Raw genomic sequence first — 23,153 nt, 5'->3', positions numbered from 1 at the left:
CGGGGCCGGCGCGATCTATGCTTGCAATAGGGCAATGAACAGGGTTGGGCGAGACCATGCGCAATTTCTTGACCTTTGGGTCAGAAAAATATTGACCTGCTGGACAGGTGTTGCTTAGAGTCCGCCCAACAACAATAAAACCATTGCGAGGCCATCCCCGTGATCCAGTTTCTCGTCAATCAGGAGCTGCGTAGTGAGCACGCCCTGGACCCTAACATGACGGTGCTGCAGTACCTGCGCGAGCACCTGGGCAAACCCGGCACCAAGGAAGGCTGCGCCAGCGGTGACTGCGGCGCCTGCACCGTGGTGGTCGGTGAACTGACCCAGGACGAACAGGGCAACGACAGCCTGCGCTACCGCAGCCTCAATTCGTGCCTGACCTTCGTCTCGTCGCTGCATGGCAAGCAACTGATCAGCGTCGAGGGCCTCAAGCACCAGGGCCAGCTGCACATCGTGCAGCAGGCCATGGCCGACTGCCATGGTTCGCAATGCGGGTTCTGCACACCAGGCTTCGTGATGTCGCTGTTTGCCCTGCAAAAGAACAGCGACGGTGCCGACCTGCACCAGGCCCAGGAGGCCCTGGCCGGCAACCTGTGCCGCTGCACCGGCTACCGGCCGATCCTCGACGCCGCCGAGCAGAGCTGCCGTCAGCCTTGCCGCGACCAGTTCGATGCTCAGCAGGCGCATACCATCAGCCGCCTGAAGGCCATTGCCCCCACCCAGACCGGTGAACTGAACAGCGGCGACAAGCGCTGCCTGGTGCCACTGACCGTGGCGGATCTTGCCGAACTGTACAGCTCGCACCCAGAGGCGCGGCTGCTGGCCGGCGGTACCGACCTGGCTCTGGAAGTCACCCAGTTCCACAAGACCCTGCCGGTGATGATCTACGTGGGCCACGTCGCCGAACTCAAACGCATCGAAAAAACCGCCAGCCACCTGGAAATCGGCGCTGCAACCCCGCTTACCGACTGCTACGGCGCCCTGAACGACGAGTACCCCGACTTCGGCGCCCTGCTGCACCGCTTCGCCTCGCTACAGATCCGCAACCAGGGCACCCTCGGTGGCAACATTGGCAATGCCTCACCGATTGGCGACTCGCCACCCCTGCTGATCGCCCTGGATGCGCAGGTGGTGCTGCGCCAGGGTGAGCGTCAACGGGTGATGCCGCTGGAGGACTACTTCATCGACTACCGCATCACTGCCCGCCAGGACAGCGAGTTCATCGAGAAGATCATCGTGCCACGCGCCAGCCGCGACTGGGCGTTCCGTGCCTACAAGGTATCCAAGCGCCTGGACGACGACATCTCCGCCGTGTGCGGCGCTTTCAACCTGAGCATCGAGGACGGAGTGGTCAGCGGTGTGCGCATCGCCTTCGGCGGCATGGCAGCGATACCCAAGCGCGCGCGCGCCTGCGAAGCCGCGCTGCGCGGCAAACCCTGGAACGCGGCTGCCATCGAGCGTGCCTGCCAGGCCTTGGCCGAAGACTTCACCCCGCTCAGCGACTTCCGCGCCAGCAAGGAATACCGCCTGCTGACTGCGCAAAACCTGCTGCGCAAGTACTTCATCGAACAGCAATCGCCGCACATCGAAACCCGGGTGACCGCTTATGTCTAACCACCATGTAGCCAAGAGCCAGGCCGAGATGGCCGAACTGTTCAGCCAGCACCTGACCACCGGGGTTGGCCGCAGCGTCAAGCACGACAGCGCCGACAAACATGTTTCCGGCGAGGCGCTGTACATTGACGACCGCCTGGAATTCCCCAACCAGCTGCACGTCTATGCCCGCACCGCCGACCGTGCCCATGCGCGCATCCTGCGCATCGACACCACGCCGTGCTATGCCTTCGAGGGCGTGCGCATCGCCATCACCCACGAAGATATCCCTGGCCTGAAGGACATCGGCCCGGTGGTGGCGGGTGACCCGCTGCTGGCTATCGACAAGGTCGAGTTCTTCGGCCAGCCGGTGCTGGCCGTGGCTGCGGGTGACCTGGACACCGCACGCAAGGCGGCCATGGCCGCAATCGTCGAATACGAGGACCTGGAACCGGTGCTGGACGTGGTCGACGCGCTGCGCAAGCGGCACTTCGTGCTCGACAGCCACACCCACCAGCGCGGCGACTCCGCCAGCGCCCTGGCCAGCGCCCCGCACCGCCTCCAGGGCACCCTGCACATCGGTGGCCAGGAGCACTTCTACCTGGAAACGCAGATTTCCTCGGTGATGCCTACCGAAGATGGCGGCATGATCGTCTACTGCTCCACGCAGAACCCCACCGAAGTGCAGAAGCTGGTCGCCGAAGTACTCGACGTGCCGATGAACAAGGTGGTACTGGACATGCGCCGCATGGGCGGCGGCTTTGGCGGCAAGGAAACCCAGGCCGCCAGCCCGGCCTGCCTGTGCGCGGTGGTGGCGCGCCTGACCGGCCAGCCGACCAAGATGCGCCTGCCGCGGGTCGAAGACATGACCATGACCGGCAAGCGCCACCCGTTCTACGTCGAGTACGACGTGGGCTTCGATGAAGATGGGCGCCTGCATGGCATCAATCTGGACCTGGCCGGCAACTGTGGCTACTCGCCCGACCTGTCTGGCTCGATCGTCGACCGCGCCATGTTCCACTCCGACAATGCCTACTACCTGGGCGATGCCACCGTGCATGGTCACCGCTGCAAGACCAACACCGCCTCCAACACGGCGTACCGCGGCTTTGGCGGCCCGCAGGGCATGGTTGCCATCGAACAGGTGATGGACCACATTGCCCGCCACCTGGGCCGTGACCCCCTGGCGGTGCGCAAGGCCAACTACTACGGCAAGACAGAACGCAACGTCACCCATTACTACCAGACCGTCGAGCACAACATGCTCGAGGAGATGACCGCCGAGCTGGAGGCCAGCAGCGACTACGCCGAACGCCGCGAATCGATCCGCCGCTTCAACGCCAACAGCCCGGTGCTGAAGAAAGGCCTGGCCCTGACCCCGGTCAAATTCGGCATTTCGTTCACCGCCACCTTCCTCAACCAGGCCGGTGCGCTGATCCACATCTACACCGATGGCAGCATCCACCTGAACCACGGCGGCACCGAAATGGGCCAGGGCCTGAACACCAAAGTGGCGCAGGTGGTGGCACAGATCTTCCAGGTGGATTTCAGCCGTATCCAGATCACCGCCACCAATACCGACAAAGTGCCCAACACCTCGCCCACGGCAGCCTCGAGCGGTGCCGACCTGAACGGCAAGGCGGCCCAGAACGCGGCCGAGATCCTCAAGAAACGCCTGACCGAGTTTGCCGCACGGCACTACCAGGTGACCGAGGAAGACGTCGAGTTCCGCAACGGCCATGTGCGGGTGCGCGATCAGATCGTCAGTTTCGAGCAACTGGTGCAGCAGGCGTACTTTGCCCAGGTGTCGCTGTCCAGCACGGGTTTCTATCGTACGCCGAAGATTTATTACGACCGTAGCCAGGCCCGTGGCCGGCCGTTCTACTACTTTGCCTTCGGCGCTGCCTGTGTGGAGGTGGTCGTCGACACCCTGACGGGTGAATACAAGATGTTGCGTGCCGATATCCTGCACGATGTCGGTGACTCGCTGAACCCGGCCATCGACATTGGCCAGGTAGAGGGCGGTTTCATCCAGGGAATGGGCTGGCTGACCACCGAGGAACTGGTGTGGAACGCCAAGGGCAAGCTGATGACCAATGGCCCGGCCAGCTACAAGATTCCGGCAGTGGCCGACATGCCACTGGACCTGCGTGTGAAGCTGGTGGAAAACCGCAAGAACCCGGAAGACACCGTGTTCCACTCCAAAGCCGTGGGCGAGCCGCCGTTCATGCTCGGCATCGCCGCCTGGTGCGCGATCAAGGATGCCGTGGCGAGCCTTGCCGATTACCGCGTGCAGCCGAACATCGACGCGCCGGCAACGCCGGAGCGGGTGTTGTGGGGGTGTGAGCAGATGCGAAAGGCGGTGGCTGCCGCGCAACCTACTGAACAGAAACTGGAAACCGTCACCCACTGAGGTAGGTGGCCGCCTGTCCGGGCCCTATCGCCGGCAAGCCGGGCTCACACAGGTGCTGCACCGCTGGCGAGCCCTGTGTTGTCCCTGTGGGAGCCTGGCTTGCCAGGGATAGGGCCCTAACAGGCCACCCGGAATGAGGAACTGCATCATGCACCAATGGATCAACGCCCTCGCCGACCACCAGGCGCGTGGCGAAGCCTGCGTACTGGTGACCATCATCGAGGAACGCGGCTCGACCCCGCGCAATGCCGGCTCGAAGATGGTGGTCAGCGCCAGCGGCCTGTTCGACACGATCGGCGGTGGCCACCTGGAATACAAGGCGCTGCACATCGCCCGGCAGATGCTTGAGGCACAACGCACCACGCCGCACCTGGAACGCTTCAGCCTCGGCGCCAGCCTGGGCCAGTGCTGCGGCGGCGTCACCGTTCTGCTGTTCGAACCCATGGCTGCAGTGCAGGCGCACATCGCCGTGTTCGGCGCGGGCCATGTCGGCCGCGCTCTGGTACCCTTGCTCGCTGCCCTGCCCTGCCGGGTGCGCTGGGTCGACTCGCGTGAACAGGAATTCCCCGAATTCATCCCCAACGGGGTGACCAAGGTGGTCAGTGAAGAGCCGGTAGACGAAGTGGCACAGCTGCCGGCCGGTTGCTATTGCATCGTCATGACCCACAACCATCAGCTCGACCTGGAACTGACCGCCGCCATTCTCAAGCGCAACGACTTCACCTGGTTCGGCCTGATTGGCTCGAAGACCAAACGGGTCAAGTTCGAGCACCGCCTGCGCGAACGGGGCTACGACGACGCGCTGATGGCGCGCATGCGCTGCCCGATGGGCCTGGCCGAGGTCAAGGGCAAGCTGCCCATTGAGATCGCGGTGTCCATCGCCGGTGAAATCATCGCCACCTACAACGCCTGCTTTGGCCAGCACGACGCTGCCGCCAATGCCGGCCCCATTGCCCAGTTGCTGCCGCCCTCCCGGCGCAGCCAAGCCCTTTGACGAGTGAGTTATGACCGTTACCCGCAAAGCCTACCGTGCCGCCATCCTGCACAGCATCGCTGACCCGGCCGAGGTGGGCCTGGAGGCATCCCATGAATACTATGAAGACGGCCTGCTGGTCGTCGACGATGGCCGCATCAGCGCCGTTGGCCACGCCAGCGAGCTGCTGCCGACCCTGGCCGCCGATTTTCCGGTCGAGCACTACCAGGACGCACTGATCACCCCGGGTTTCATCGATACCCACATCCACTTCCCGCAAACCGGCATGATCGGTTCCTACGGCGAGCAGTTGCTGGACTGGCTGAACACCTACACCTTCCCGTGCGAACGGCAGTTTGCCGACAAGGCCCACGCCGACCCGGTGGCGAAGATCTTCCTCAAGGAACTGCTGCGCAACGGCACCACCACCGCATTGGTATTCGGCAGCGTTCACCCGGAATCGGTGAATGCCCTGTTCGAAGAGGCCGAGCGCCTGGACCTGCGGCTGATCGCCGGCAAGGTGATGATGGACCGCAACGCCCCGGACTACCTGACCGACACTGCCGAGTCCGGGTATACCGAAAGCAAGGCGCTGATCGAACGCTGGCACGGCAAAGGCCGCCTGCACTACTCCGTCACCCCGCGGTTCGCACCGACCAGCACGCCTGAACAGTTGACCCTGGCCGGGCAGTTGCTCAAGGAGCACCCGGGCGTGTACATGCACACGCACCTGTCAGAAAACCTCAAGGAAATCGACTGGGTCAAGTCGCTGTTCCCTGAGCAGAAGGGTTACCTGGATGTCTATGACCACTTCGAGCTGCTGGGCGAGCGCTCGGTATTCGCCCACGGCGTGCACCTGTGCGACGACGAATGCCAGCGCTTGGTCGAAACCGGCTCGGCCGTGGCCTTCTGCCCCACCTCCAACCTGTTCCTCGGCAGCGGCCTGTTCAACCTGCCGCAGGCCGAACGCTTCAAGGTCAATGTGGGCCTGGGCACCGACGTCGGCGCCGGGACCAGCTTCTCGCTGCTCAACACCCTGAACGAGGCGTACAAGGTGATGCAGCTGCAAGGCGCGCGCCTGCACCCGTTCAAGTCACTGTACCTGGCCACCCTCGGCGGCGCCCGTGCGCTGCGCCTGGACGACCGCATCGGCAGCCTGCGCCCCGGCAACGATGCCGACTTCGTGGTGCTGGACTACAAGGCCACGCCACTGCTGGACTACCGCATTCAGCAGTCCAACAGCATTGAAGAGACCCTGTTCGTGCTGACCACCCTGGGTGACGACCGCACCGTGCGTGAAACCTACGCTGCCGGGCGTTGCGTGCACCAGCGCTAGCCACCGCAGCCCTGGTAGGAGCGGCCTTGTGTCGCGATGGGCTGCAAAGCAGCCCCAGGGGTGAGCGCAAATGCACACCCCTGGGGCTAACCAGGCAAACGATCAACCCTTGACGGAAACCTTAGGCTTTTTCAGCAAATGCGAGAACACCGCATGCAGGTCGTCCGAGGCGCTTTCCTCGTCCAGGTTCAGCTTGCTGTCGATGTGGTCCATGTGGTGCATCATCAGGCTCACCGCCTGCTGGGCATCGCGCGCCTCGATGGCGTCGATCAGCTGCATGTGTTCGTCATACGAGCAGTGCGAACGCGTGCCGCTTTCGTACTGGGCAATGATCAGCGAGGTCTGCGACACCAGGCTGCGCTGGAAGCTGACCAGCGGCGCATTGCCCGCTGCCTCGGCCAACTTGAGATGGAACTCGCCGGACAGGCGGATACCGGCACCACGGTCGCCGCGCGAGAAGCTGTCACGCTCTTCACGCACCATCTGCCGCAGCTCGTTCAGCTGCTCGGCGGTGGCATGCTGCACGGCCAGTTCGGTAATGGCCCGTTCGACCATGCGCCGCGAGAAGAATACCTGGCGCGCCTCTTCAACGGTCGGGCTGGCCACCACGGCACCGCGGTTGGGCCGCAGCAACACCACGCTCTCGTGAGCCAGCCGCGACAGGGCGCGGCGGATGATGGTGCGGCTGACGCCGAAGATTTCGCCCAGCGCTTCCTCGCTCAACTTGGTGCCCGGGGCCAGCCGCTGTTCAAGAATCGCCTCGAAAATATGCGCGTAGACGATGTCGTCCTGGGTACCGCTGCGGCCGGCCTTGCCGACCCGTGCAGGTTTCTTCAGAGGTTGCAGCTGTTCGTTCATGGGCTCTCGAGGCACGAAGAGAAAGTATGGCGCCATTGTACACAGGCTGAGGCGATTCCGCAGGGGGCGTTTTAGCTATATAGCCGTTGTACGACGCATTGCGCACACAAAACATAAAACATTATTTGCATTCTTTGTACACAAAAGCATAATCCATCGAGCAACTTCTTGACCCATAAGTCAACAAAACGGTCGGACGTCTGCCTCACCTCGCGGGGTCACCAAGTGCATGGCGCAGGAACTGGCCCCCACAACAACAAGAAAGACTTGAGGAGTACACGCTGTGGAAAGCCGCAAATCCGAAGCCCCTACGCTGGATCTTGCCCCACCGCTCGAAACGAGTTGGCTGGAGCGGATTTTCAAACTCAAGCAACACGGCAGCACCGTCAAAACCGAAATGATCGCCGGGGTGACCACCTTCATCACCATGGCCTACATCATCTTCGTCAACCCCAACATCATGGCCGACGCCGGCATCGACCATGGCGCCGCCTTCGTCGCCACCTGCATTGCCGCGGCGCTGGGTTGCCTGCTGATGGGCCTGTACGCCAACTGGCCGGTGGGCCTGGCGCCGGGCATGGGGCTTAACGCCTTCTTCACCTACACCGTGGTCGGCACCATGGGCTACAACTGGGAAACCGCGCTGGGGGCCGTTTTCGTCTCGGGCGTGCTGTTCATGTTCCTGACCTTGTCGAAAGTGCGCGAATGGTTGCTCAACAGCATCCCGGTCAGCCTGCGCCATGCCATGGGGGCCGGCGTCGGATTGTTTCTCGGGCTGATCGGCCTGAAGACCGCCGGCATCATCGTCGACAGCCCCGCCACCCTGATCAAGCTGGGCTCGCTGCATGAGCCAGGGCCACTGCTGGCGGCGGTGTGCTTCCTGCTGATCGCCATCCTCAGCTACAAGCGCGTGTTCGGCGCGATCCTGATCAGCATCATCGGCGTCACCCTGGCCGGCTGGGGCCTGGGCCTGGTGAAATTTGGCGGGGTGATGTCGATGCCACCGAGCCTGGCACCGACCTGGATGGCGATGGACGTGGCGGGCGTGTTCAACGTCAGCATGATCAGCGTGGTGCTGGCGTTCCTGTTCGTGCACATGTTCGATACAGCCGGCACGCTGATGGGGGTGGCCCAGCGGGCGAATCTGGTAGCACCGGACGGCCGTATCGAGAACCTGTCGCGGGCGTTGAAGGCCGACAGCGCATCGAGCGTGTTCGGCGCGGTGGTGGGTGTACCGCCGGTGACCAGCTATGTAGAAAGTGCTGCTGGTGTTGCTGCCGGTGGTCGTACTGGCCTGACAGCGGTGGTGGTCGGCCTACTGTTCGTCGCGGCGATGTTCTTTGCCCCACTGGCCGGGATGATTCCGGCCTATGCGACTGCGGGTGCGCTGATCTACGTGGCGATGCTGATGATGGGTAGCATGGCACACATCCATTGGGACGAAGCCACCGACAGCATTCCGGCAATTGTCACGGTGATCATGATGCCGTTGACCTTCTCGGTTGCCGATGGCATCGCCCTGGGCTTCATCAGCTATGTGGCATTGAAGGCGGGTACCGGCAAGTACAAGGAAATCTCCGCCAGCCTGTGGGTGCTGTGCGCGATCTTCATTGCCAAGTTCGTGTTCCTCTGAACCTCGCCCCACTAACCAAGGGCGCCTCGGCGCCCTTTCTTCGTTGCTGCAGGCTGTGCCGGCCTTTGCGCGGATAAAGGTCGGCACCGCCAATACAAAAACACCAGACGAAAAAAAGCCCGCCAGTGTGAGAGCGGGCCAAAGGACCTACGAAGATTCTTCTAGCGACCAACTAGCTTCCACGGTAGGTCGAATAGCTGTACGGCGAGATCAACAGCGGCACGTGGTAATGCTCCTGCTGCTCGTCGATGCCAAAGCGCAACACCACAACATCCAGGAACGCCTGGGTCGGCAGTTGCACACCGCGGGCGCGGTAATAGTCGCCTGCGCTGAACTGCAGCTGGTAGACGCCAGTACGGTAGTCGTCGCCTTGCAACAGCGGCGCGTCGACGCGGCCATCGCTGTTGGTCAGGGCGGTGTTCACCAGCTCCAGTTGCTGGCCTTCGACACGGTACAGCTCGACCTTGATCGAGCTGCCCGGGCAGCCATGCGCGGCATCCAGTACGTGTGTGGTCAAACGTCCCATTGCGTGTCGCCTCTTGTTCAATCTGTGGGCAAGAAATACTCGCCAGCGCACCCAAACAGGGCCTGCGGTAGGCGCGAATGACGCCATTAAGACATTCCTCCGCAAAATTGTACACAATTTTTTAGACCCAACCGCCGCACCCTGCCGTACCTTAGCCACAAACGACCCAGCGGTCGCGAATACAGGCGGGATAACGACGCCAACTTCATTATCTGACCAATCAGGCAGGTTTCTTGCACTGAATTTCCTGCTGGCAGTGAAGCGACAAAAGGGCAGAAATGCGGAAAAACAGGCTTACAAAAGATTTCATAAGTTGTATACAATCAGCTCATCCGGTGGTGCGACATCCCGACGCGGCCCGCCCACCCCCCGCACCAACGCACAAGAAGGAAGACTGCAGTGAGCGCTGACTATCCTCGCGACCTGATCGGTTACGGCAACAACCCTCCTCACCCGCAATGGCCGGGCAACGCTCGCATCGCGCTGTCTTTCGTGCTCAATTACGAGGAAGGTGGCGAACGCAACATCCTGCACGGGGACAAGGAGTCCGAAGCGTTCCTCTCCGAAATGGTTGCTGCCCAGCCGCTGCAAGGCCAGCGCAACATGAGCATGGAGTCGCTGTATGAATACGGCAGCCGTGCCGGTGTATGGCGCCTGCTCAAGCTGTTCAAGGACAGCGGCGTCCCACTCACCATCTTTGCCGTGGCCATGGCCGCCCAGCGCCACCCCGACGTGATTCGCGCCATGGCCGAAGCTGGCCACGAGATCTGCAGCCACGGCTACCGCTGGATCGACTACCAGTACATGGATGAGGCACAGGAGCGCGAGCACATGCTCGAAGCCATCCGCATCCTCACCGAAATCACCGGTGAACGCCCAGTGGGCTGGTACACCGGCCGCACCGGCCCGAACACCCGCCGCCTGGTGATGGAGGAAGGTGGCTTCCTCTACGACAGCGACACCTACGACGACGACCTGCCCTACTGGGAGCCAAACAACCCGACCGGCAAGCCGCACCTGGTGATCCCCTACACCCTGGACACCAACGACATGCGCTTCACCCAAGTGCAGGGTTTCAACTGTGGCGAGCAGTTCTTCCAGTACCTGAAAGACGCGTTCGACGTGCTTTATGCCGAAGGCGCCGAAGCGCCGAAGATGCTCTCCATCGGCCTGCACTGCCGCCTGGTCGGCCGCCCGGCGCGCCTGGCTGCGCTCAAGCGCTTCATCGACTACGCCAAGAGCCACGAGCAGGTCTGGTTCGCCCGTCGCGTGGACATCGCCCGCCACTGGCACACCACCCACCCGTACAAGAAAGAGAACGCCTGATGACCGCCTTCAAGACCCTCAAGCCCTCCGCCCTGGACCGCGACGCCTTCGTCGAGGTATTCGCCGACATCTACGAGCACTCGCCGTGGGTCGCCGAAAAAGCCTACGACCTAGGCCAGTTGGGTGAACTGGACGAAGTCGAGGCGCTGCACCAGCGCATGAGCGACATCCTGCTCAGCGCCAGTCACACTGACCAGCTGGCACTGATCAATGCTCACCCGGACCTGGCCGGCAAGGCCGCCATTCAGGGCGAGCTCACCGCATCGAGCACCAACGAACAGGCCGGCGCCGGTATCCACCAGTGCACCGCCGAAGAGTTCGCCCGTTTCACCGAGCTGAACGATGCCTACAAGGCCAAGTTCCAGTTCCCGTTCATCATGGCGGTAAAAGGCAGCAACCGGCACCAGATCCTCGCCGCGTTCGAAAAGCGCATCCACAACGACAGCGAGGCCGAATTCAAGGAAGCCTTGGCGCAGATCAACCTGATCGCCCTGTTCCGCCTGCTGCAGCTGTAAGCGGCAGCCGACCCCATTCAGTACAACGAACATAAAAGAGAGACCCGCATGCGCACCCTGATGATCGAGCCCCTGACCAAAGAAGCCTTCGCTCCCTTCGGCGACGTGATCGAAACCGACGGCAGCGACCACTTCATGATCAACAACGGCTCGACCATGCGCTTTCACAAGCTCGCCACGGTCGAGACCGCTGAGCCTGAAGACAAGGCGATCATCAGCATCTTCCGCGCCGATGCGCTGGACATGCCGCTGACCGTACGCATGCTGGAACGCCACCCGCTGGGCAGCCAGGCTTTCATCCCGCTGCTCGGCAACCCCTTTCTGATCGTGGTCGCGCCCATTGGCGATGCACCTGTATCAGGCTTGGTCCGTGCCTTCCGCAGTAATGGCAGGCAGGGCGTTAATTACCATCGCGGCGTCTGGCACCACCCGGTGCTGACGATCGAAAAGCGGGATGACTTCCTGGTGGTTGATCGCAGCGGTTCTGGCAACAACTGCGATGAGCATTACTTCACCGAGGAACAGATGCTGATCCTCAATCCCCACCAATAAGAAAAGGTCGGTCATCGTTCTCGGTGATCGGCAGAGGTACATACTGTGGAAGCACACCTTCACGAATGGCTGAACCTGAGCATTCGCTGGGTTCACATGATCACCGGCGTGGCCTGGATCGGTGCATCGTTCTACTTCGTTTGGCTGGAGAACCACCTGAACCGAAGCAACCCGCGCGATGGGTTGTCGGGTGATCTCTGGGCGATTCACGGCGGTGGTATCTACCACCTGGAGAAATACAAGCTCGCCCCCCCGAAAATGCCCGAGAACCTGCACTGGTTCAAATGGGAAGCCTACTTCACCTGGATGTCCGGTATCGCCTTGCTGTGCGTGGTGTTCTACTGGAACCCGACGCTGTACCTGCTGGCCCCTGGCAGTACCCTCAGCGGTGCCGAAGGCGTGGCCATCGGTATCGGCTCGCTGGTGGCCGGCTGGTTCATCTACGACTTCCTGTGCGACTCGCCGCTGGGCAAGAAGCCGGCGTTGCTGGGTGCCGTACTGTTCGTGCTGATCATCGCCGCATGCTGGGGCTTCAGCCTGGTGTTCAGCGGCCGCGGTGCCTACCTGCACACCGGCGCGATCATCGGCACCATCATGGTCGGCAACGTGTTCCGCATCATCATGCCGGCCCAGCGCCAGCTGGTGGCCGCGATCGAGAACAACCAGACCCCCGACCCGGTACTGCCGGCCAAAGGCCTGTTGCGCTCGCGCCACAACAACTACTTCACCCTGCCGGTGCTGTTCATCATGATCAGCAACCACTTCCCGAGCACCTACGGTAGCCAGTACAACTGGCTGATCCTGGCCGGTATCGCGGTAGCTGCGGTGCTGATCCGCCACTACTTCAACACCCGCCACGACAGCAACAAGTACGCCTGGACCTTGCCTGTCGGTGCCCTGGCAATGATTTGCCTGGCCTACGTCACCGGCCCCAAACCGATGGCAGTGAGCCCTGAGCAGGCCGCCGCGAAGATCGAGTATCAGCCTCTGCCGGCTACTGCTGTGGGTGGCAAGACCGCTGCCGAGCAACGCGCCGAGGACGCCGCCAAGGCCGCCGCAGCGCCTGCTGAAGCTCCGGCCCAGGCCCCGGCTACGGCCCAGGCCGGTGGTGGCGACTTCGACAAGATCCACAATGTCATCCAGGAACGCTGCACCGTGTGCCACTCGGCCAAGCCGACCAGCCCACTGTTCAGCGCCGCACCTGCCGGCGTGATGTTCGACACCCCGCAGCAGATCCAGGCCCAGGCCGCGCGCATTCAGGCGCAGGCAGTGGCCAGCCAGATCATGCCGCTGGGCAACATCACCCAGATGACCACCGAGGAGCGCAAGCTGGTCGGTGACTGGATCGCCAAGGGCGCCCAGGTCAACTGATCGAGCCACAAGCGTCAAGCTGCAAGCCTCAAGCTGTACGTAGTAGGAAGCAAGCATCGAGTGTCAGGCTCCAGTGCGGATACCAAGCTTTTTCTTGAAGCTTGCCGCTTGGAGCTTGTCACTTGGATCCGAGAATAAAAACAAAACTCGAGGTGCTGCATGTCCGAGTCCCGCAAGGCGTACATACCCGTTGCGCCACCGCGCGAACCCTTGCCCCTGTTCCAACTGTTCCTGGTTGGCCTGCAACACGTTTTGCTGATGTACGGCGGCGCCATCGCTGTGCCACTGATCATTGGCCAGGCCGCCGGGCTGTCCCGTGAAGAAGTCGCTTTCCTGATCAACGCCGACCTGCTGGTCGCTGGCGTCGCCACCATCATCCAGTCGTTCGGTATCGGCCCGGTGGGCATCCGCATGCCGGTGATGATGGGTGCCAGTTTCGCAGCCGTGGGCAGCATGGTGGCCATGGCCGGCATGCCCGGTGTAGGCCTGCAGGGGATCTTCGGCGCGACCATCGCCGCCGGGTTCTTCGGCATGCTGATCGCACCGTTCATGTCCAAGGTCGTGCGCTTCTTCCCACCGCTGGTCACCGGTACGGTGATCACCTCGATTGGCCTGTCGCTGTTCCCGGTAGCGGTCAACTGGGCCGGCGGTGGCCAGGATGCCAGTACGTTCGGCTCGCCGATCTACCTGCTGGTGGCTGGCTTGGTGCTGGCCGTGATCCTGCTGATCAACCGCTTCATGCGCGGCTTCTGGGTCAACGTGTCGGTGCTGGTTGGCATGGGCCTGGGCTACGTGCTGGCCGGCGCCATCGGCATGGTCGACCTGTCAGGCCTGAGTGAAGCGCCGTGGTTGCAGGTGGTGACGCCCCTGCACTTCGGCATGCCGACCTTCAGCCTGGCACCGATCCTGTCCATGTGCCTGGTGGTGGTGATCATCTTCGTCGAGTCCACGGGCATGTTCCTGGCCCTGGGCAAGGTGACCGACCGAGAAGTCACCCCAGGCATGCTCCGCCGCGGCCTGCTGTGCGATGCCGGGGCCTCGTTCATCGCCGGCTTTTTCAACACCTTCACCCACTCGTCGTTCGCCCAGAACATCGGCCTGGTGCAGATGACCGGGGTCCGCTGCCGCTTTGTCACCATCGTGGCCGGCGCACTGCTGATTCTGCTCAGCCTGCTGCCCAAGGCGGCCTTCCTGATCGCCTCTATCCCGCCCGCGGTACTGGGTGGGGCGTCGATCGCCATGTTCGGCATGGTGACCGCTACCGGGATCAAGATCCTACAGGAAGCCGACATCGGCGACCGCCGCAACCAGTTGCTGGTTGCGGTAAGCGTGGGCTTCGGCTTGATCCCCGTGGTGCGCCCGGAGTTCTTCGCGCAGATGCCGCAGTGGATGGAGCCCATCACCCACAGTGGCATCGCCATGGCCACGGTCAGCGCCCTGGTGTTGAACGTGCTGTTCAACATTCTGGGCGGTGCCGACCGCGCGGTGCACAACGACGCCTGTCACCAGCACTGAAGCAAAACCCCTTCGAGTGACCGGGAGCGGCCTGTTGCCGCTCCGGTCTCGAACCGTCGTAGACGCTATACCGTCGGCCCGCCGGAATGGGCCGCCCGGGGCACCTGCACGCCAAAAAAACCCAAAAAAAACAATAAGTCCGGGAAGCACAACATGAAACGCATCACCACGTCCCTCTTGCTGGGCAGCAGCCTGCTGGCCACCGTTCCCGCCCACGCGGGCGAATGGCTGCAATGGCACGGCGAAAGCCTGACCTACCTGTACGGCAAGGACTTCAAGGTCAACCCCAGCATCCAGCAAACGGTTACCTTCGAGCACGCCAACAAATGGAAGTACGGCGACACCTTCATGTTCGTCGACAAGATTTTCTACAACGGCAAAGCAGACGCCAGCAAGGGCGTGACCACCTACTACGGTGAGTTCAGCCCGCGCCTGTCATTCGGCAAGATCTTCGACCGGAAACTGGCATTCGGCCCGGTCAAGGATGTGTTGCTGGCCATGACCTACGAACGTGGCGAAGGCGACAACGAGGCCTACCTGATCGGCCCCGGCTTCGACCTGGCCATCCCGGGCTTCAACTACTTCACCCTTAACTTCTATGTGCGCAACACCGAGGGCAGCCGCCCCGGGGACAATGTGTGGCAGATCACCCCGGCCTGGTCGTACACCCTGCCGGTGGGCAAGTCCGACATCCTGATCGATGGTTACATGGACTGGGTCACCGACAACGACCAGACCCGCCGTGGCACCTACCACGCCAACCTGCATTTCAACCCGCAGGTCAAATATGACCTGGGCAAGGCCCTGAACCTGGGGGCAAAGCAGCTTTATGTGGGCTTCGAGTACAGCTACTGGAAGGACAAGTACGGCATCGACAGCCGCGGCAACCTGGACAGCAACCAGAGCGTGGCGAGCGCGCTGATCAAGGTACACTTCTAAGAAGTTGACCAAACGCACAAGTTTGATTCACAGCGCTCCAGGACGGAGCACTTGAGGCGCGGCGCGCAAGCCAGTAATCTGCGCGCCCCCTCGATCAGGGCAGAACGGATTCTGCCTGCGTTTACTGACCGCTCAGTCAATGAATACGGGCGGTTGGCGAACGTGTTGCCAGCCTGAAAGACCCTTTTCATCCGTTCAGAACGAAGTCGAGCAGGAAGGTTTTGCCAACCCGGAAAAGTTGGCCCAACCCTTGCCAAACAGCTGTGGCCTATCGAAAAAAGCTGACTCAAAAGACAAAAAGCGCCAACAACGAGCGCAGACAACAGATCAAACAAGGGAGCGACACTTGCAATGCGTACCATCAACAGCCTGATCCTTGCTGGCGGCCTGCTGGCCTGCGGCACCACCTTCGGCGGTGACTTGCTGCAATGGCAGAACAACAGCCTGACCTACCTGTGGGGCAAGAACTTCAAGGTCAACCCGCCGACCCAGCAAACCGTGACCTTCGAACATGCCGATGGCTGGAAGTACGGCGACAACTTCATCTTCGTCGACAAGATCTTCTACCAGGGCCAGAAGGACGAGGGCAACGGCCCGAACACCTACTATGGCGAGATCAGCCCACGCCTGTCGTTTGGCAAGATCTTCGACCAGAAGCTGGCGTTCGGCCCGGTCAAGGACGTGCTGCTGGCCATGACCTACGAGTTTGGCGAGGGTGATACCGAGTCGTACCTGATCGGCCCGGGCTTCGACCTGGCCATCCCCGGTTTCGACTACTTTCAGCTGAACTTCTACAACCGCACCACCGACGGCAGCCGTGCCGGCGACAATGTGTGGCAGATCACGCCGGTGTGGTCGTACACCATCCCGGTGGGGGATTCCGACGTACTGATCGACGGCTTCATGGACTGGGTGGTCGACAACGACCAGAACCGCCGTGGTACCTACCACGCCAACCTGCACTTCAACCCGCAGATCAAGTACGACCTGGGCAAGGCGCTGCACTTTGGCGAAAAGCAGTTGTACGTGGGTGTGGAGTATGACTACTGGAAGAACAAGTACGGCATCAAGGACAGCGATGCCTTCACCACCGACCAGAACACCATGAGCTTCCTGGTCAAGGTGCACTTCTGACCTGAGTCCTCGGGGCCGCGCTGCGGCCCATTCGCGGGCACGCCCGCTCCCACAGGGTCCGCGCTCGGCCCAAGGCAGGCACTGTACCTGTGGGAGCGGGCGTGCCCGCGAACCGGGGCAGCGCCCCGGCCATGCGCACTAGCTGGCCGGCCGAACCGCCCGCCATAACTTGCCGGCAACCGTCACCACCGCCAGCACCACGGCCCCGGCCACCACCCCGGCCACGCCGTTGAGCAGCGCACCGGTCAATGCACCACCACGGCCTTCGCTGAACGCCTCGACCGCGTGATGCAGCGGCGCGATGCCATGCACCAGAATCCCGCCACCCACCAGAAACATCGCCGCCGTGCCGACCACCGACAGGCCTTTCATCATGTAGGGTGCGGCGCGCAATATGCCATTGCCTACCGCCTGAGCCACGCCCGACCCCCGCTTGGTCATCCACAGCCCAAGGTCGTCCAGTTTGACGATGCCGCCCACCACCCCGTAAACACCCAAGGTCATTACCACTGCGATGCCCGACAGCACGATGACCTGCTGTGGCAGCGGCGAGTCGGCGACGATGCCCAGGGTAATGGCGATGATTTCCGCCGACAGGATGAAGTCGGTACGCACAGCCCCTTTGATCTTGGCTTTCTCATACGCCACCAGGTCGACATTGGCATCGGCCACAGCCTGTTTGCGCGCAGCCTTTTGCGCCTCGTCGTCTTCCTTGCTATGCAAGAACTTGTGCGCCAGCTTCTCGAAGCCCTCGAAGCACAGATACGCGCCGCCCAGCATCAGCAAGGGCGTGACCGCCCAAGGGATGAAGGCGCTGATCAGCAGGGCCGCCGGTACCAGAATGGCCTTGTTCATCAACGAACCCTTGGCCACCGCCCACACTACCGGCAGTTCGCGATCGGCCCGCACACCCGTCACCTGCTGGGCATTGAGCGCCAGGTCATCACCCAGCACACCTGCGGTTTTTTTTGCTGCCACTTTGGTCATCAGCGAGACATCGTCCAGCAACGTGGCGATATCGTCGATCAGTACCAGTAGACTGCTTCCTGCCATGTTTGCCTGCATCCGAATGAGTAAATGCCCAGAATTCTAGCCCAAAGCCGCTGCCTTGAGCGCCCGTCGGGCCCGGTGCTACCATGCCCGATCCCTCTTAGAGGTGGCCAGACACGAGGAAGATCCCTGACCATGAGCACCATTCGCGAGCGCAACAAGGAATTGATCCTGCGCGCAGCCAGCGAGGAATTCGCCGACAAGGGCTTCGCGGCCACCAAGACCAGCGATATTGCGGCCAAGGCCGGCTTGCCCAAGCCGAACGTGTATTACTATTTCAAGTCCAAGGACAACCTGTACCGTGAGGTGCTGGAAAGCATCATCGCGCCGATCATGCAGGCGTCCACGCCGTTCAATGCCGACGGTGACCCGAAAGAAGTGCTGAGCGCCTACATTCGCTCGAAAATCCGCATTTCCCGCGACTTGCCCCATGCTTCCAAGGTATTTGCCAGCGAGATCATGCACGGCGCTCCGCACCTGTCACCGAACCAGGTGGCGCAGTTGAACGAGCAGGCCCGGCACAACATCGAGTGCATCCAGCGCTGGATCGACAACGGGCAGATCGCCCATGTAGACGCGCACCACCTGATGTTCAGCATCTGGGCGGCCACCCAGACCTATGCCGATTTCGACTGGCAGATTTCTGCGGTGACCGGCAAGGCCAAGCTGGCCGACAGCGACTATGACGCAGCAGCCGAGACCATCATCCGCATGGTGCTCAAGGGCTGTGAGCCCGAGGTGGCCTGACAGGGCCAGTGGGGCTGCTTTGCAGCCCTTTCGCGACACAAGGCCGCTCCTACAGGGTTACGCGATTCCCCGTAGGAGCGGCCTTGTGTCGCGAAAGGGCCGCAACGCGGCCCCGGCTATCTTGAGCTTTACGCCGCTACTCCGGCATCCGCCAGCAACCCCACCTCCTCGATCGCACTGATCGCGCACTGTTCGTCGATATCCGACGTATCGCCGCTGATCCCGACAGCACCCAGTACCTTGCCGTCCTGATCACGAATCAGCACGCCCCCCGGCGCCGGCACCACCGGCCGTTCACCCATTCCGTTCAGCGCGGCAAAAAACGCCGGCCGCTGCTGCGCATCCAGCGCCAGCAAGCGCGAGCCCTTGCCCAGGGCTATCGCACCCCAGGCTTTGCCGGTGGCCACTTCCGGGCGGATCAGGCTGGCGCCATCTTCGCGCTGCAGCGCCAGCAGGTGGCCGCCAGCATCCAGCACCGCCACGGTCAGCGGCGCGGCGTTGATCTTGCGGCCCGCCGCCAGCGCGGCGTTTACCAGCCCAACGGCGACTTTCAGGTTCAAATCGTTCATGAAAAGGTCCTCTTCTTGTTGTGAGAAGCCCTGAGGGCAGTTGAAAACCGATGAACAAATAGAACACAACGAAGATTATTTTTGTATACAATATTTTGAAACGATCGTATGCGATCACGCAAACTCCCGTTTTCATGGGCGCTCTGAGGAAAGCCAAGTCAACCGATGAAAACCCATTGACCTACAGCGCTAGGCGTGAATACACTCTATCGCAAAGCAAGTTGTATACAATTACAAAATCAATGAGGCACAAACCATGAGCAAAATGAGAGCAATCGATGCAGCCGTTCTGGTCATGCGCCGTGAAGGTGTAGATACCGCGTTCGGCATCCCGGGGGCTGCCATCAATCCGCTGTACTCGGCCCTGAAGAAAGTCGGTGGCATCGATCACGTCCTCGCTCGCCACGTCGAAGGTGCCTCGCACATGGCCGAGGGCTACACCCGCGCCAACCCGGGCAACATCGGTGTGTGCATCGGCACCTCCGGCCCTGCCGGCACCGACATGGTCACCGGCTTGTACAGTGCCTCGGCCGACTCCATTCCTATTCTCTGCATCACCGGCCAGGCCCCGCGTGCGCGCCTGCACAAGGAAGACTTCCAGGCTGTCGATATCACCAGCATCGTCAAGCCGGTGACCAAGTGGGCGACCACGGTACTGGAGCCAGGCCAGGTGCCTTACGCTTTCCAGAAAGCCTTCTATGAAATGCGCACCGGCCGCCCAGGCCCGGTGCTGATCGACCTGCCGTTCGACGTGCAGATGGCCGAAATCGAATTCGACATCGACGCCTACGAGCCGCTGGCTATCAACAAACCTGCCGCCACCCGCGTGCAGGCCGAAAAAGCCCTGGCCATGCTCAATGACGCCGAGCGCCCGCTGCTGGTCGCCGGCGGCGGCATCATCAACGCCGACGCCAGCGACAAGCTGGTGGCGTTCGCTGAACTGACCGGCGTACCGGTAATCCCGACCCTGATGGGCTGGGGCACCATCCCGGACGACCACGCGCAGATGGTCGGCATGGTCGGCCTGCAGACGTCGCACCGCTACGGCAACGCCACCCTGCTCAAATCGGACCTGGTGTTCGGTATCGGTAACCGCTGGGCCAACCGCCACACCGGCTCCGTGGACGTCTACACCGAGGGCCGCAAATTCGTCCACGTGGACATCGAGCCAACCCAGATCGGCCGCGTGTTCACGCCGGACCTGGGGATCGTTTCCGACGCTGGCAAGGCGCTGGACGTACTCCTGGAAGTCGCCCGCGAGTGGCAAGCCGCTGGCAAGCTGAAATGCCGCAAGGCCTGGCTGGAAGACTGCCAGCAGCGCAAGGCCAGCCTGCAGCGCAAGACCCACTTCGACAATGTGCCGGTCAAGCCGCAGCGTGTGTACGAAGAAATGAACCAGGTGTTCGGCAAGGACACCTGCTACGTCAGCACCATTGGCCTGTCGCAGATTGCGGGCGCGCAGTTCCTGCACGTGTACAAGCCACGCCACTGGATCAACTGCGGCCAGGCCGGCCCGCTGGGCTGGACCATCCCTGCGGCACTGGGTGTGGTAAAGGCCGATCCGCAGCGCAAGGTCGTGGCGCTGTCGGGTGACTACGACTTCCAGTTCATGATCGAAGAGCTGGCGGTGGGAGCACAATTCAACCTGCCGTACGTTCATGTGCTGGTGAACAACGCCTACCTGGGCCTGATCCGCCAGGCGCAGCGTGGCTTCGACATGGATTACTGTGTACAACTGGCGTTCGAGAACATCAACTCGACAGACGCTGCCACCTACGGCGTTGACCACGTGGCCGTGGTCGAAGGCCTGGGCTGCAAGGCCCTGCGCGTGTTCGAACCGGCCGAGATCGCCCCTGCCCTGCTCAAGGCGCAGAAGATGGCCGAAGAGTTCCGCGTACCGGTAGTGGTCGAGGTCATTCTCGAGCGCGTCACCAACATTTCCATGGGCACCGAGATCAACGCGGTCAACGAGTTCGAAGACCTGGCGCTGGTCGGCAACGACGCGCCAACCGCCATCTCGATGCTGGACTGATCGCCTGACGCCCCCAGGCATGCCCTGGGGGCCTTCACCGCAAGGAGACAACTATGCCTCGCTTCGCTGCCAACCTGTCCATGCTGTTCACCGAACAGGACTTCCTGGCCCGCTTCAAGGCTGCCGCCGATGCTGGCTTCAGCGGCGTCGAATACCTCTTCCCGTACGACTACAGCGCGGCTGAAATCAAGCAGCAGCTGGACGCCAACGGCCTGACTCAGGTGCTGTTCAACCTGCCGGCCGGTGACTGGGCCAAAGGCGAGCGCGGGATCACCTGCCACCCCGACCGCGTCGAAGAATTCCGCGCGGGGGTCGACAAGGCCATCGAATACGCCAAGGTGCTGGGCAATACCCAGGTCAACGCCCTGGCCGGCATTCGCCCACAAGGCCTGCAGTGTGCCGACGTGCGCAAGACCTTCGTCGACAACCTCAAGTATGCCGCCGACAAACTCCAGGCCGCCGGCATCCGCCTGGTCATGGAAATGATCAACACCCGCGACATCCCTGGTTTCTACCTCAATACCACCCAGCAGGCCCTGGAAATCCAGGCCGAGGTGGGCAGCGACAACCTGTTCCTGCAGTACGACATCTACCACATGCAGATCATGGAAGGTGACCTGGCCCGGACCATGGAAGCCAACCTGAAGTTGATCAACCACATCCAGTTGGCCGACAACCCCGGCCGCAACGAGCCAGGCACCGGCGAGATCAACTACCGCTTCCTGTTCGAACACCTGGACCGCATCGGCTACCAGGGCTGGGTGGGCGCGGAATACAAGCCGCTGACCACCACCGAAGCAGGCCTGGGCTGGCTGAAAACCCATAACGCAATCTGAACGGCTGAACGCTAGCCCCCTGTGAAACACGAAACCCTGTGGGAGCGGGCATGCCCGCGAACACCGGCATAGCCGGTGCCATCCACCGAGTCGCCTGTTTCGCGGGCATGCCCGCACCCACAGCTTGAGACATCACAAATACAAAGAGGCATATTCTCATGGCTAAAATCGGTTTCATCGGCACCGGCATCATGGGCAAGCCCATGGCCCAGAACCTGCAAAAAGCAGGGCACAGCATTTTCGTTTCCACCCACCACGACGCCGCGCCAGCCGACCTGATCGCCGCCGGTGCAGTGGCCCTGGCCAACCCGAAAGAAGTGGCCCAGGAAGCCGAGTTCATCATCGTCATGGTGCCGGACACCCCACAAGTGGAAAGCGTGCTGTTCGGTGACAACGGCGTGGCCGAAGGCGTGGGTCCGAACAAGGTGGTGATCGACATGAGCTCGATCTCCCCTACCGCCACCAAAGCCTTTGCCGAAAAAATCAAGGCCACCGGCGCCGCCTACCTGGACGCCCCGGTGTCTGGTGGCGAAGTAGGTGCCAAGGCCGCGACCCTGAGCATCATGGTTGGCGGCTGCCCGAACGCTTTCGAGCGCGCCCTGCCACTGTTCCAGGCCATGGGCAAGAACATCACCCGTGTGGGTGGCAACGGTGACGGCCAGACCGCCAAGGTGGCCAACCAGATCATCGTCGCCCTGAATATCCAGGCTGTCAGCGAAGCGCTGCTGTTCGCCGCCAAGAACGGCGCCGACCCGGCCAAGGTGCGCGAAGCACTGATGGGTGGCTTTGCCTCGTCGAAAATCCTCGAGGTGCATGCCGAGCGCATGATCAAGGGCACCTTCGACCCGGGCTTCCGCATCAACCTGCACCAGAAAGACCTGAACCTGGCCCTGCAAGGCGCCAAGGAGCTGGGCATCAACCTGCCCAACACCTCCAATGCCCAGCAAGTGTTCAACACCTGCCAGGCCCTGGGTGGCGGCAACTGGGACCACTCGGCGCTGATCAAAGGCCTGGAACACATGGCCAACTTCTCGATCCGCGACGACAAGTAAATAATCACTGGCCTCTTCGCGGGCTTGCCCGCTCCCACAGGTACTGCGCAGGCCTGCGGGCCACGATATTCCTGTGGGAGCGGGCAAGCCCGCGAAGAAGCCAACACCGATGAGCCTGCGACCACAGGCCCAAAGGTGGCACCGAGCAACACCCGCCCCTGGTTCAGCCTGCACGGAGGCGAT

20 protein-coding genes are annotated in these 23,153 nt (G+C 62.1%); 16 read left to right on the top strand and 4 right to left on the bottom strand.

Translation table 11 applies throughout. The annotated features are described in order from the left end of the window. Positions 1–159 precede the first annotated feature (159 nt). From xdhA to guaD, 4 genes are all read left to right on the top strand, one after another. Entirely contained in the window at positions 160–1,614 is a 1,455-nt protein-coding gene (gene xdhA, locus GEV39_RS08095) for a xanthine dehydrogenase small subunit (RefSeq protein ID WP_173888147.1), read from the top strand. Next, positions 1,607–4,006 (top strand): xanthine dehydrogenase molybdopterin binding subunit, encoded by a 2,400-nt coding sequence (xdhB, locus tag GEV39_RS08090; RefSeq protein ID WP_173888145.1) that lies wholly within the window; start codon positions 1,607–1,609, stop codon positions 4,004–4,006. The genes xdhA and xdhB overlap by 8 nt, the downstream gene beginning before the upstream one ends. Before the next feature lie 148 nt (positions 4,007–4,154). Beyond that, the gene (gene xdhC, locus GEV39_RS08085) at positions 4,155–5,000 is read left to right on the top strand and encodes a xanthine dehydrogenase accessory protein XdhC (RefSeq protein WP_173888143.1); all 846 of its coding nucleotides are present in this window, start codon (positions 4,155–4,157) and stop codon (positions 4,998–5,000) included. Positions 5,001–5,010: 10 nt separating this feature from the next. Continuing rightward, positions 5,011–6,315 (top strand): guanine deaminase, encoded by a 1,305-nt coding sequence (gene guaD, locus GEV39_RS08080; protein WP_173888141.1) that lies wholly within the window; start codon positions 5,011–5,013, stop codon positions 6,313–6,315. Between the two features lie 102 nt (positions 6,316–6,417). Here guaD and GEV39_RS08075 read toward each other — a convergent pair whose 3' ends face one another. Next, positions 6,418–7,173, bottom strand: coding sequence for a GntR family transcriptional regulator (locus GEV39_RS08075; RefSeq protein ID WP_054890194.1), 756 nt, complete (start codon positions 7,171–7,173; stop codon positions 6,418–6,420). Between the two features lie 283 nt (positions 7,174–7,456). Here GEV39_RS08075 and GEV39_RS08070 point away from each other — a divergent pair, with 283 nt between their 5' ends. After that, complete coding sequence (locus tag GEV39_RS08070; RefSeq protein ID WP_056801455.1) at positions 7,457–8,806, top strand: NCS2 family permease; 1,350 nt, start codon at positions 7,457–7,459, stop codon at positions 8,804–8,806. 172 nt (positions 8,807–8,978) lie between these two features. On the opposite strand, the gene uraH is transcribed toward GEV39_RS08070, so the two are convergent. After that, positions 8,979–9,332: a hydroxyisourate hydrolase gene (uraH, locus tag GEV39_RS08065; RefSeq protein WP_173888139.1), complete on the bottom strand. Its 354-nt coding sequence runs from the start codon at positions 9,330–9,332 to the stop codon at positions 8,979–8,981. A 399-nt stretch (positions 9,333–9,731) separates the two neighbouring features. Here uraH and puuE point away from each other — a divergent pair, with 399 nt between their 5' ends. The 7 genes from puuE (at position 9,732) to GEV39_RS08030 (ending at position 16,684) form a co-directional block, all read left to right on the top strand. Continuing rightward, a complete protein-coding gene (gene puuE / locus GEV39_RS08060; RefSeq protein WP_009683931.1) occupies positions 9,732–10,658 on the top strand; it encodes an allantoinase PuuE in 927 nt (308 codons plus the stop codon). Then, positions 10,658–11,173 carry a 2-oxo-4-hydroxy-4-carboxy-5-ureidoimidazoline decarboxylase gene (gene uraD / locus GEV39_RS08055; RefSeq protein WP_054911344.1) on the top strand — a complete coding sequence of 172 codons (516 nt, stop codon included), beginning with the start codon at positions 10,658–10,660 and terminating at the stop codon, positions 11,171–11,173. The genes puuE and uraD overlap by 1 nt, the downstream gene beginning before the upstream one ends. A 48-nt stretch (positions 11,174–11,221) precedes the next feature. Further along, a complete protein-coding gene (locus GEV39_RS08050) occupies positions 11,222–11,725 on the top strand; it encodes an ureidoglycolate lyase (RefSeq protein ID WP_009683933.1) in 504 nt (167 codons plus the stop codon). Positions 11,726–11,770: 45 nt separating this feature from the next. Next, on the top strand, positions 11,771–13,096 hold the full coding sequence (locus tag GEV39_RS08045) for a urate hydroxylase PuuD (RefSeq protein WP_173888137.1): 1,326 nt from the start codon (positions 11,771–11,773) through the stop codon (positions 13,094–13,096). Positions 13,097–13,255: 159 nt separating this feature from the next. Further along, on the top strand, positions 13,256–14,611 hold the full coding sequence (locus tag GEV39_RS08040; RefSeq protein WP_054911346.1) for a nucleobase:cation symporter-2 family protein: 1,356 nt from the start codon (positions 13,256–13,258) through the stop codon (positions 14,609–14,611). Between the two features lie 153 nt (positions 14,612–14,764). Then, entirely contained in the window at positions 14,765–15,550 is a 786-nt protein-coding gene (locus tag GEV39_RS08035; RefSeq protein ID WP_009683937.1) for an outer membrane protein OmpK, read from the top strand. Between the two features lie 351 nt (positions 15,551–15,901). Continuing rightward, positions 15,902–16,684, top strand: a complete 783-nt coding sequence (locus GEV39_RS08030) for an outer membrane protein OmpK (RefSeq protein WP_173888135.1) — start codon at positions 15,902–15,904, stop codon at positions 16,682–16,684. A 138-nt stretch (positions 16,685–16,822) separates the two neighbouring features. Here GEV39_RS08030 and GEV39_RS08025 read toward each other — a convergent pair whose 3' ends face one another. After that, positions 16,823–17,737, bottom strand: a complete 915-nt coding sequence (locus GEV39_RS08025) for a DUF808 domain-containing protein (RefSeq protein WP_173888133.1) — start codon at positions 17,735–17,737, stop codon at positions 16,823–16,825. A gap of 132 nt (positions 17,738–17,869) precedes the next feature. On the opposite strand from GEV39_RS08025, the gene GEV39_RS08020 reads away from it, so the two are divergent. Next, positions 17,870–18,481, top strand: coding sequence for a TetR/AcrR family transcriptional regulator (locus GEV39_RS08020; protein ID WP_054911348.1), 612 nt, complete (start codon positions 17,870–17,872; stop codon positions 18,479–18,481). 128 nt (positions 18,482–18,609) lie between these two features. Here GEV39_RS08020 and GEV39_RS08015 read toward each other — a convergent pair whose 3' ends face one another. After that, positions 18,610–19,050, bottom strand: a complete 441-nt coding sequence (locus tag GEV39_RS08015; protein ID WP_173888131.1) for a GlcG/HbpS family heme-binding protein — start codon at positions 19,048–19,050, stop codon at positions 18,610–18,612. A 256-nt stretch (positions 19,051–19,306) separates the two neighbouring features. Between GEV39_RS08015 and gcl the strand changes: the two genes are divergently transcribed. From gcl to GEV39_RS08000, 3 genes are all read left to right on the top strand, one after another. After that, positions 19,307–21,082 carry a glyoxylate carboligase gene (gene gcl, locus GEV39_RS08010; protein ID WP_173888129.1) on the top strand — a complete coding sequence of 592 codons (1,776 nt, stop codon included), beginning with the start codon at positions 19,307–19,309 and terminating at the stop codon, positions 21,080–21,082. A 53-nt stretch (positions 21,083–21,135) separates the two neighbouring features. Continuing rightward, positions 21,136–21,918 (top strand): hydroxypyruvate isomerase, encoded by a 783-nt coding sequence (gene hyi, locus GEV39_RS08005; RefSeq protein ID WP_173888127.1) that lies wholly within the window; start codon positions 21,136–21,138, stop codon positions 21,916–21,918. A gap of 158 nt (positions 21,919–22,076) precedes the next feature. Further along, on the top strand, positions 22,077–22,970 hold the full coding sequence (locus GEV39_RS08000) for a 2-hydroxy-3-oxopropionate reductase (RefSeq protein WP_125855164.1): 894 nt from the start codon (positions 22,077–22,079) through the stop codon (positions 22,968–22,970). Positions 22,971–23,153: the final 183 nt, after the last annotated feature.

The sequence above is a fragment of the Pseudomonas sp. NY5710 genome (assembly GCF_013305665.1).
GTDB lineage: Bacteria > Pseudomonadota > Gammaproteobacteria > Pseudomonadales > Pseudomonadaceae > Aquipseudomonas > Aquipseudomonas juntendi.
The sequence above is the reverse complement of the archived record's forward strand: the minus strand, read 5'-3'. Positions and strand labels throughout refer to the sequence as shown.

Bases quoted from the DNA above. Each gene is read 5' to 3' on its own strand.
- xdhB (WP_173888145.1), top strand. From the start codon at position 1,607: ATGTCTAACCACCATGTAGCCAAGAGCCAGGCCGAGATGGCCGAACTG.
- xdhC (WP_173888143.1), top strand. From the start codon at position 4,155: ATGCACCAATGGATCAACGCCCTCGCCGACCACCAGGCGCGTGGCGAA.
- guaD (WP_173888141.1), top strand. From the start codon at position 5,011: ATGACCGTTACCCGCAAAGCCTACCGTGCCGCCATCCTGCACAGCATC.
- GEV39_RS08075 (WP_054890194.1), bottom strand. From the start codon at position 7,173: ATGAACGAACAGCTGCAACCTCTGAAGAAACCTGCACGGGTCGGCAAG.
- uraH (WP_173888139.1), bottom strand. From the start codon at position 9,332: ATGGGACGTTTGACCACACACGTACTGGATGCCGCGCATGGCTGCCCG.
- uraD (WP_054911344.1), top strand. From the start codon at position 10,658: ATGACCGCCTTCAAGACCCTCAAGCCCTCCGCCCTGGACCGCGACGCC.
- GEV39_RS08050 (WP_009683933.1), top strand. From the start codon at position 11,222: ATGCGCACCCTGATGATCGAGCCCCTGACCAAAGAAGCCTTCGCTCCC.
- GEV39_RS08040 (WP_054911346.1), top strand. From the start codon at position 13,256: ATGTCCGAGTCCCGCAAGGCGTACATACCCGTTGCGCCACCGCGCGAA.
- GEV39_RS08035 (WP_009683937.1), top strand. From the start codon at position 14,765: ATGAAACGCATCACCACGTCCCTCTTGCTGGGCAGCAGCCTGCTGGCC.
- GEV39_RS08030 (WP_173888135.1), top strand. From the start codon at position 15,902: ATGCGTACCATCAACAGCCTGATCCTTGCTGGCGGCCTGCTGGCCTGC.
- GEV39_RS08025 (WP_173888133.1), bottom strand. From the start codon at position 17,737: ATGGCAGGAAGCAGTCTACTGGTACTGATCGACGATATCGCCACGTTG.
- GEV39_RS08020 (WP_054911348.1), top strand. From the start codon at position 17,870: ATGAGCACCATTCGCGAGCGCAACAAGGAATTGATCCTGCGCGCAGCC.
- GEV39_RS08015 (WP_173888131.1), bottom strand. From the start codon at position 19,050: ATGAACGATTTGAACCTGAAAGTCGCCGTTGGGCTGGTAAACGCCGCG.
- gcl (WP_173888129.1), top strand. From the start codon at position 19,307: ATGAGCAAAATGAGAGCAATCGATGCAGCCGTTCTGGTCATGCGCCGT.
- hyi (WP_173888127.1), top strand. From the start codon at position 21,136: ATGCCTCGCTTCGCTGCCAACCTGTCCATGCTGTTCACCGAACAGGAC.
- GEV39_RS08000 (WP_125855164.1), top strand. From the start codon at position 22,077: ATGGCTAAAATCGGTTTCATCGGCACCGGCATCATGGGCAAGCCCATG.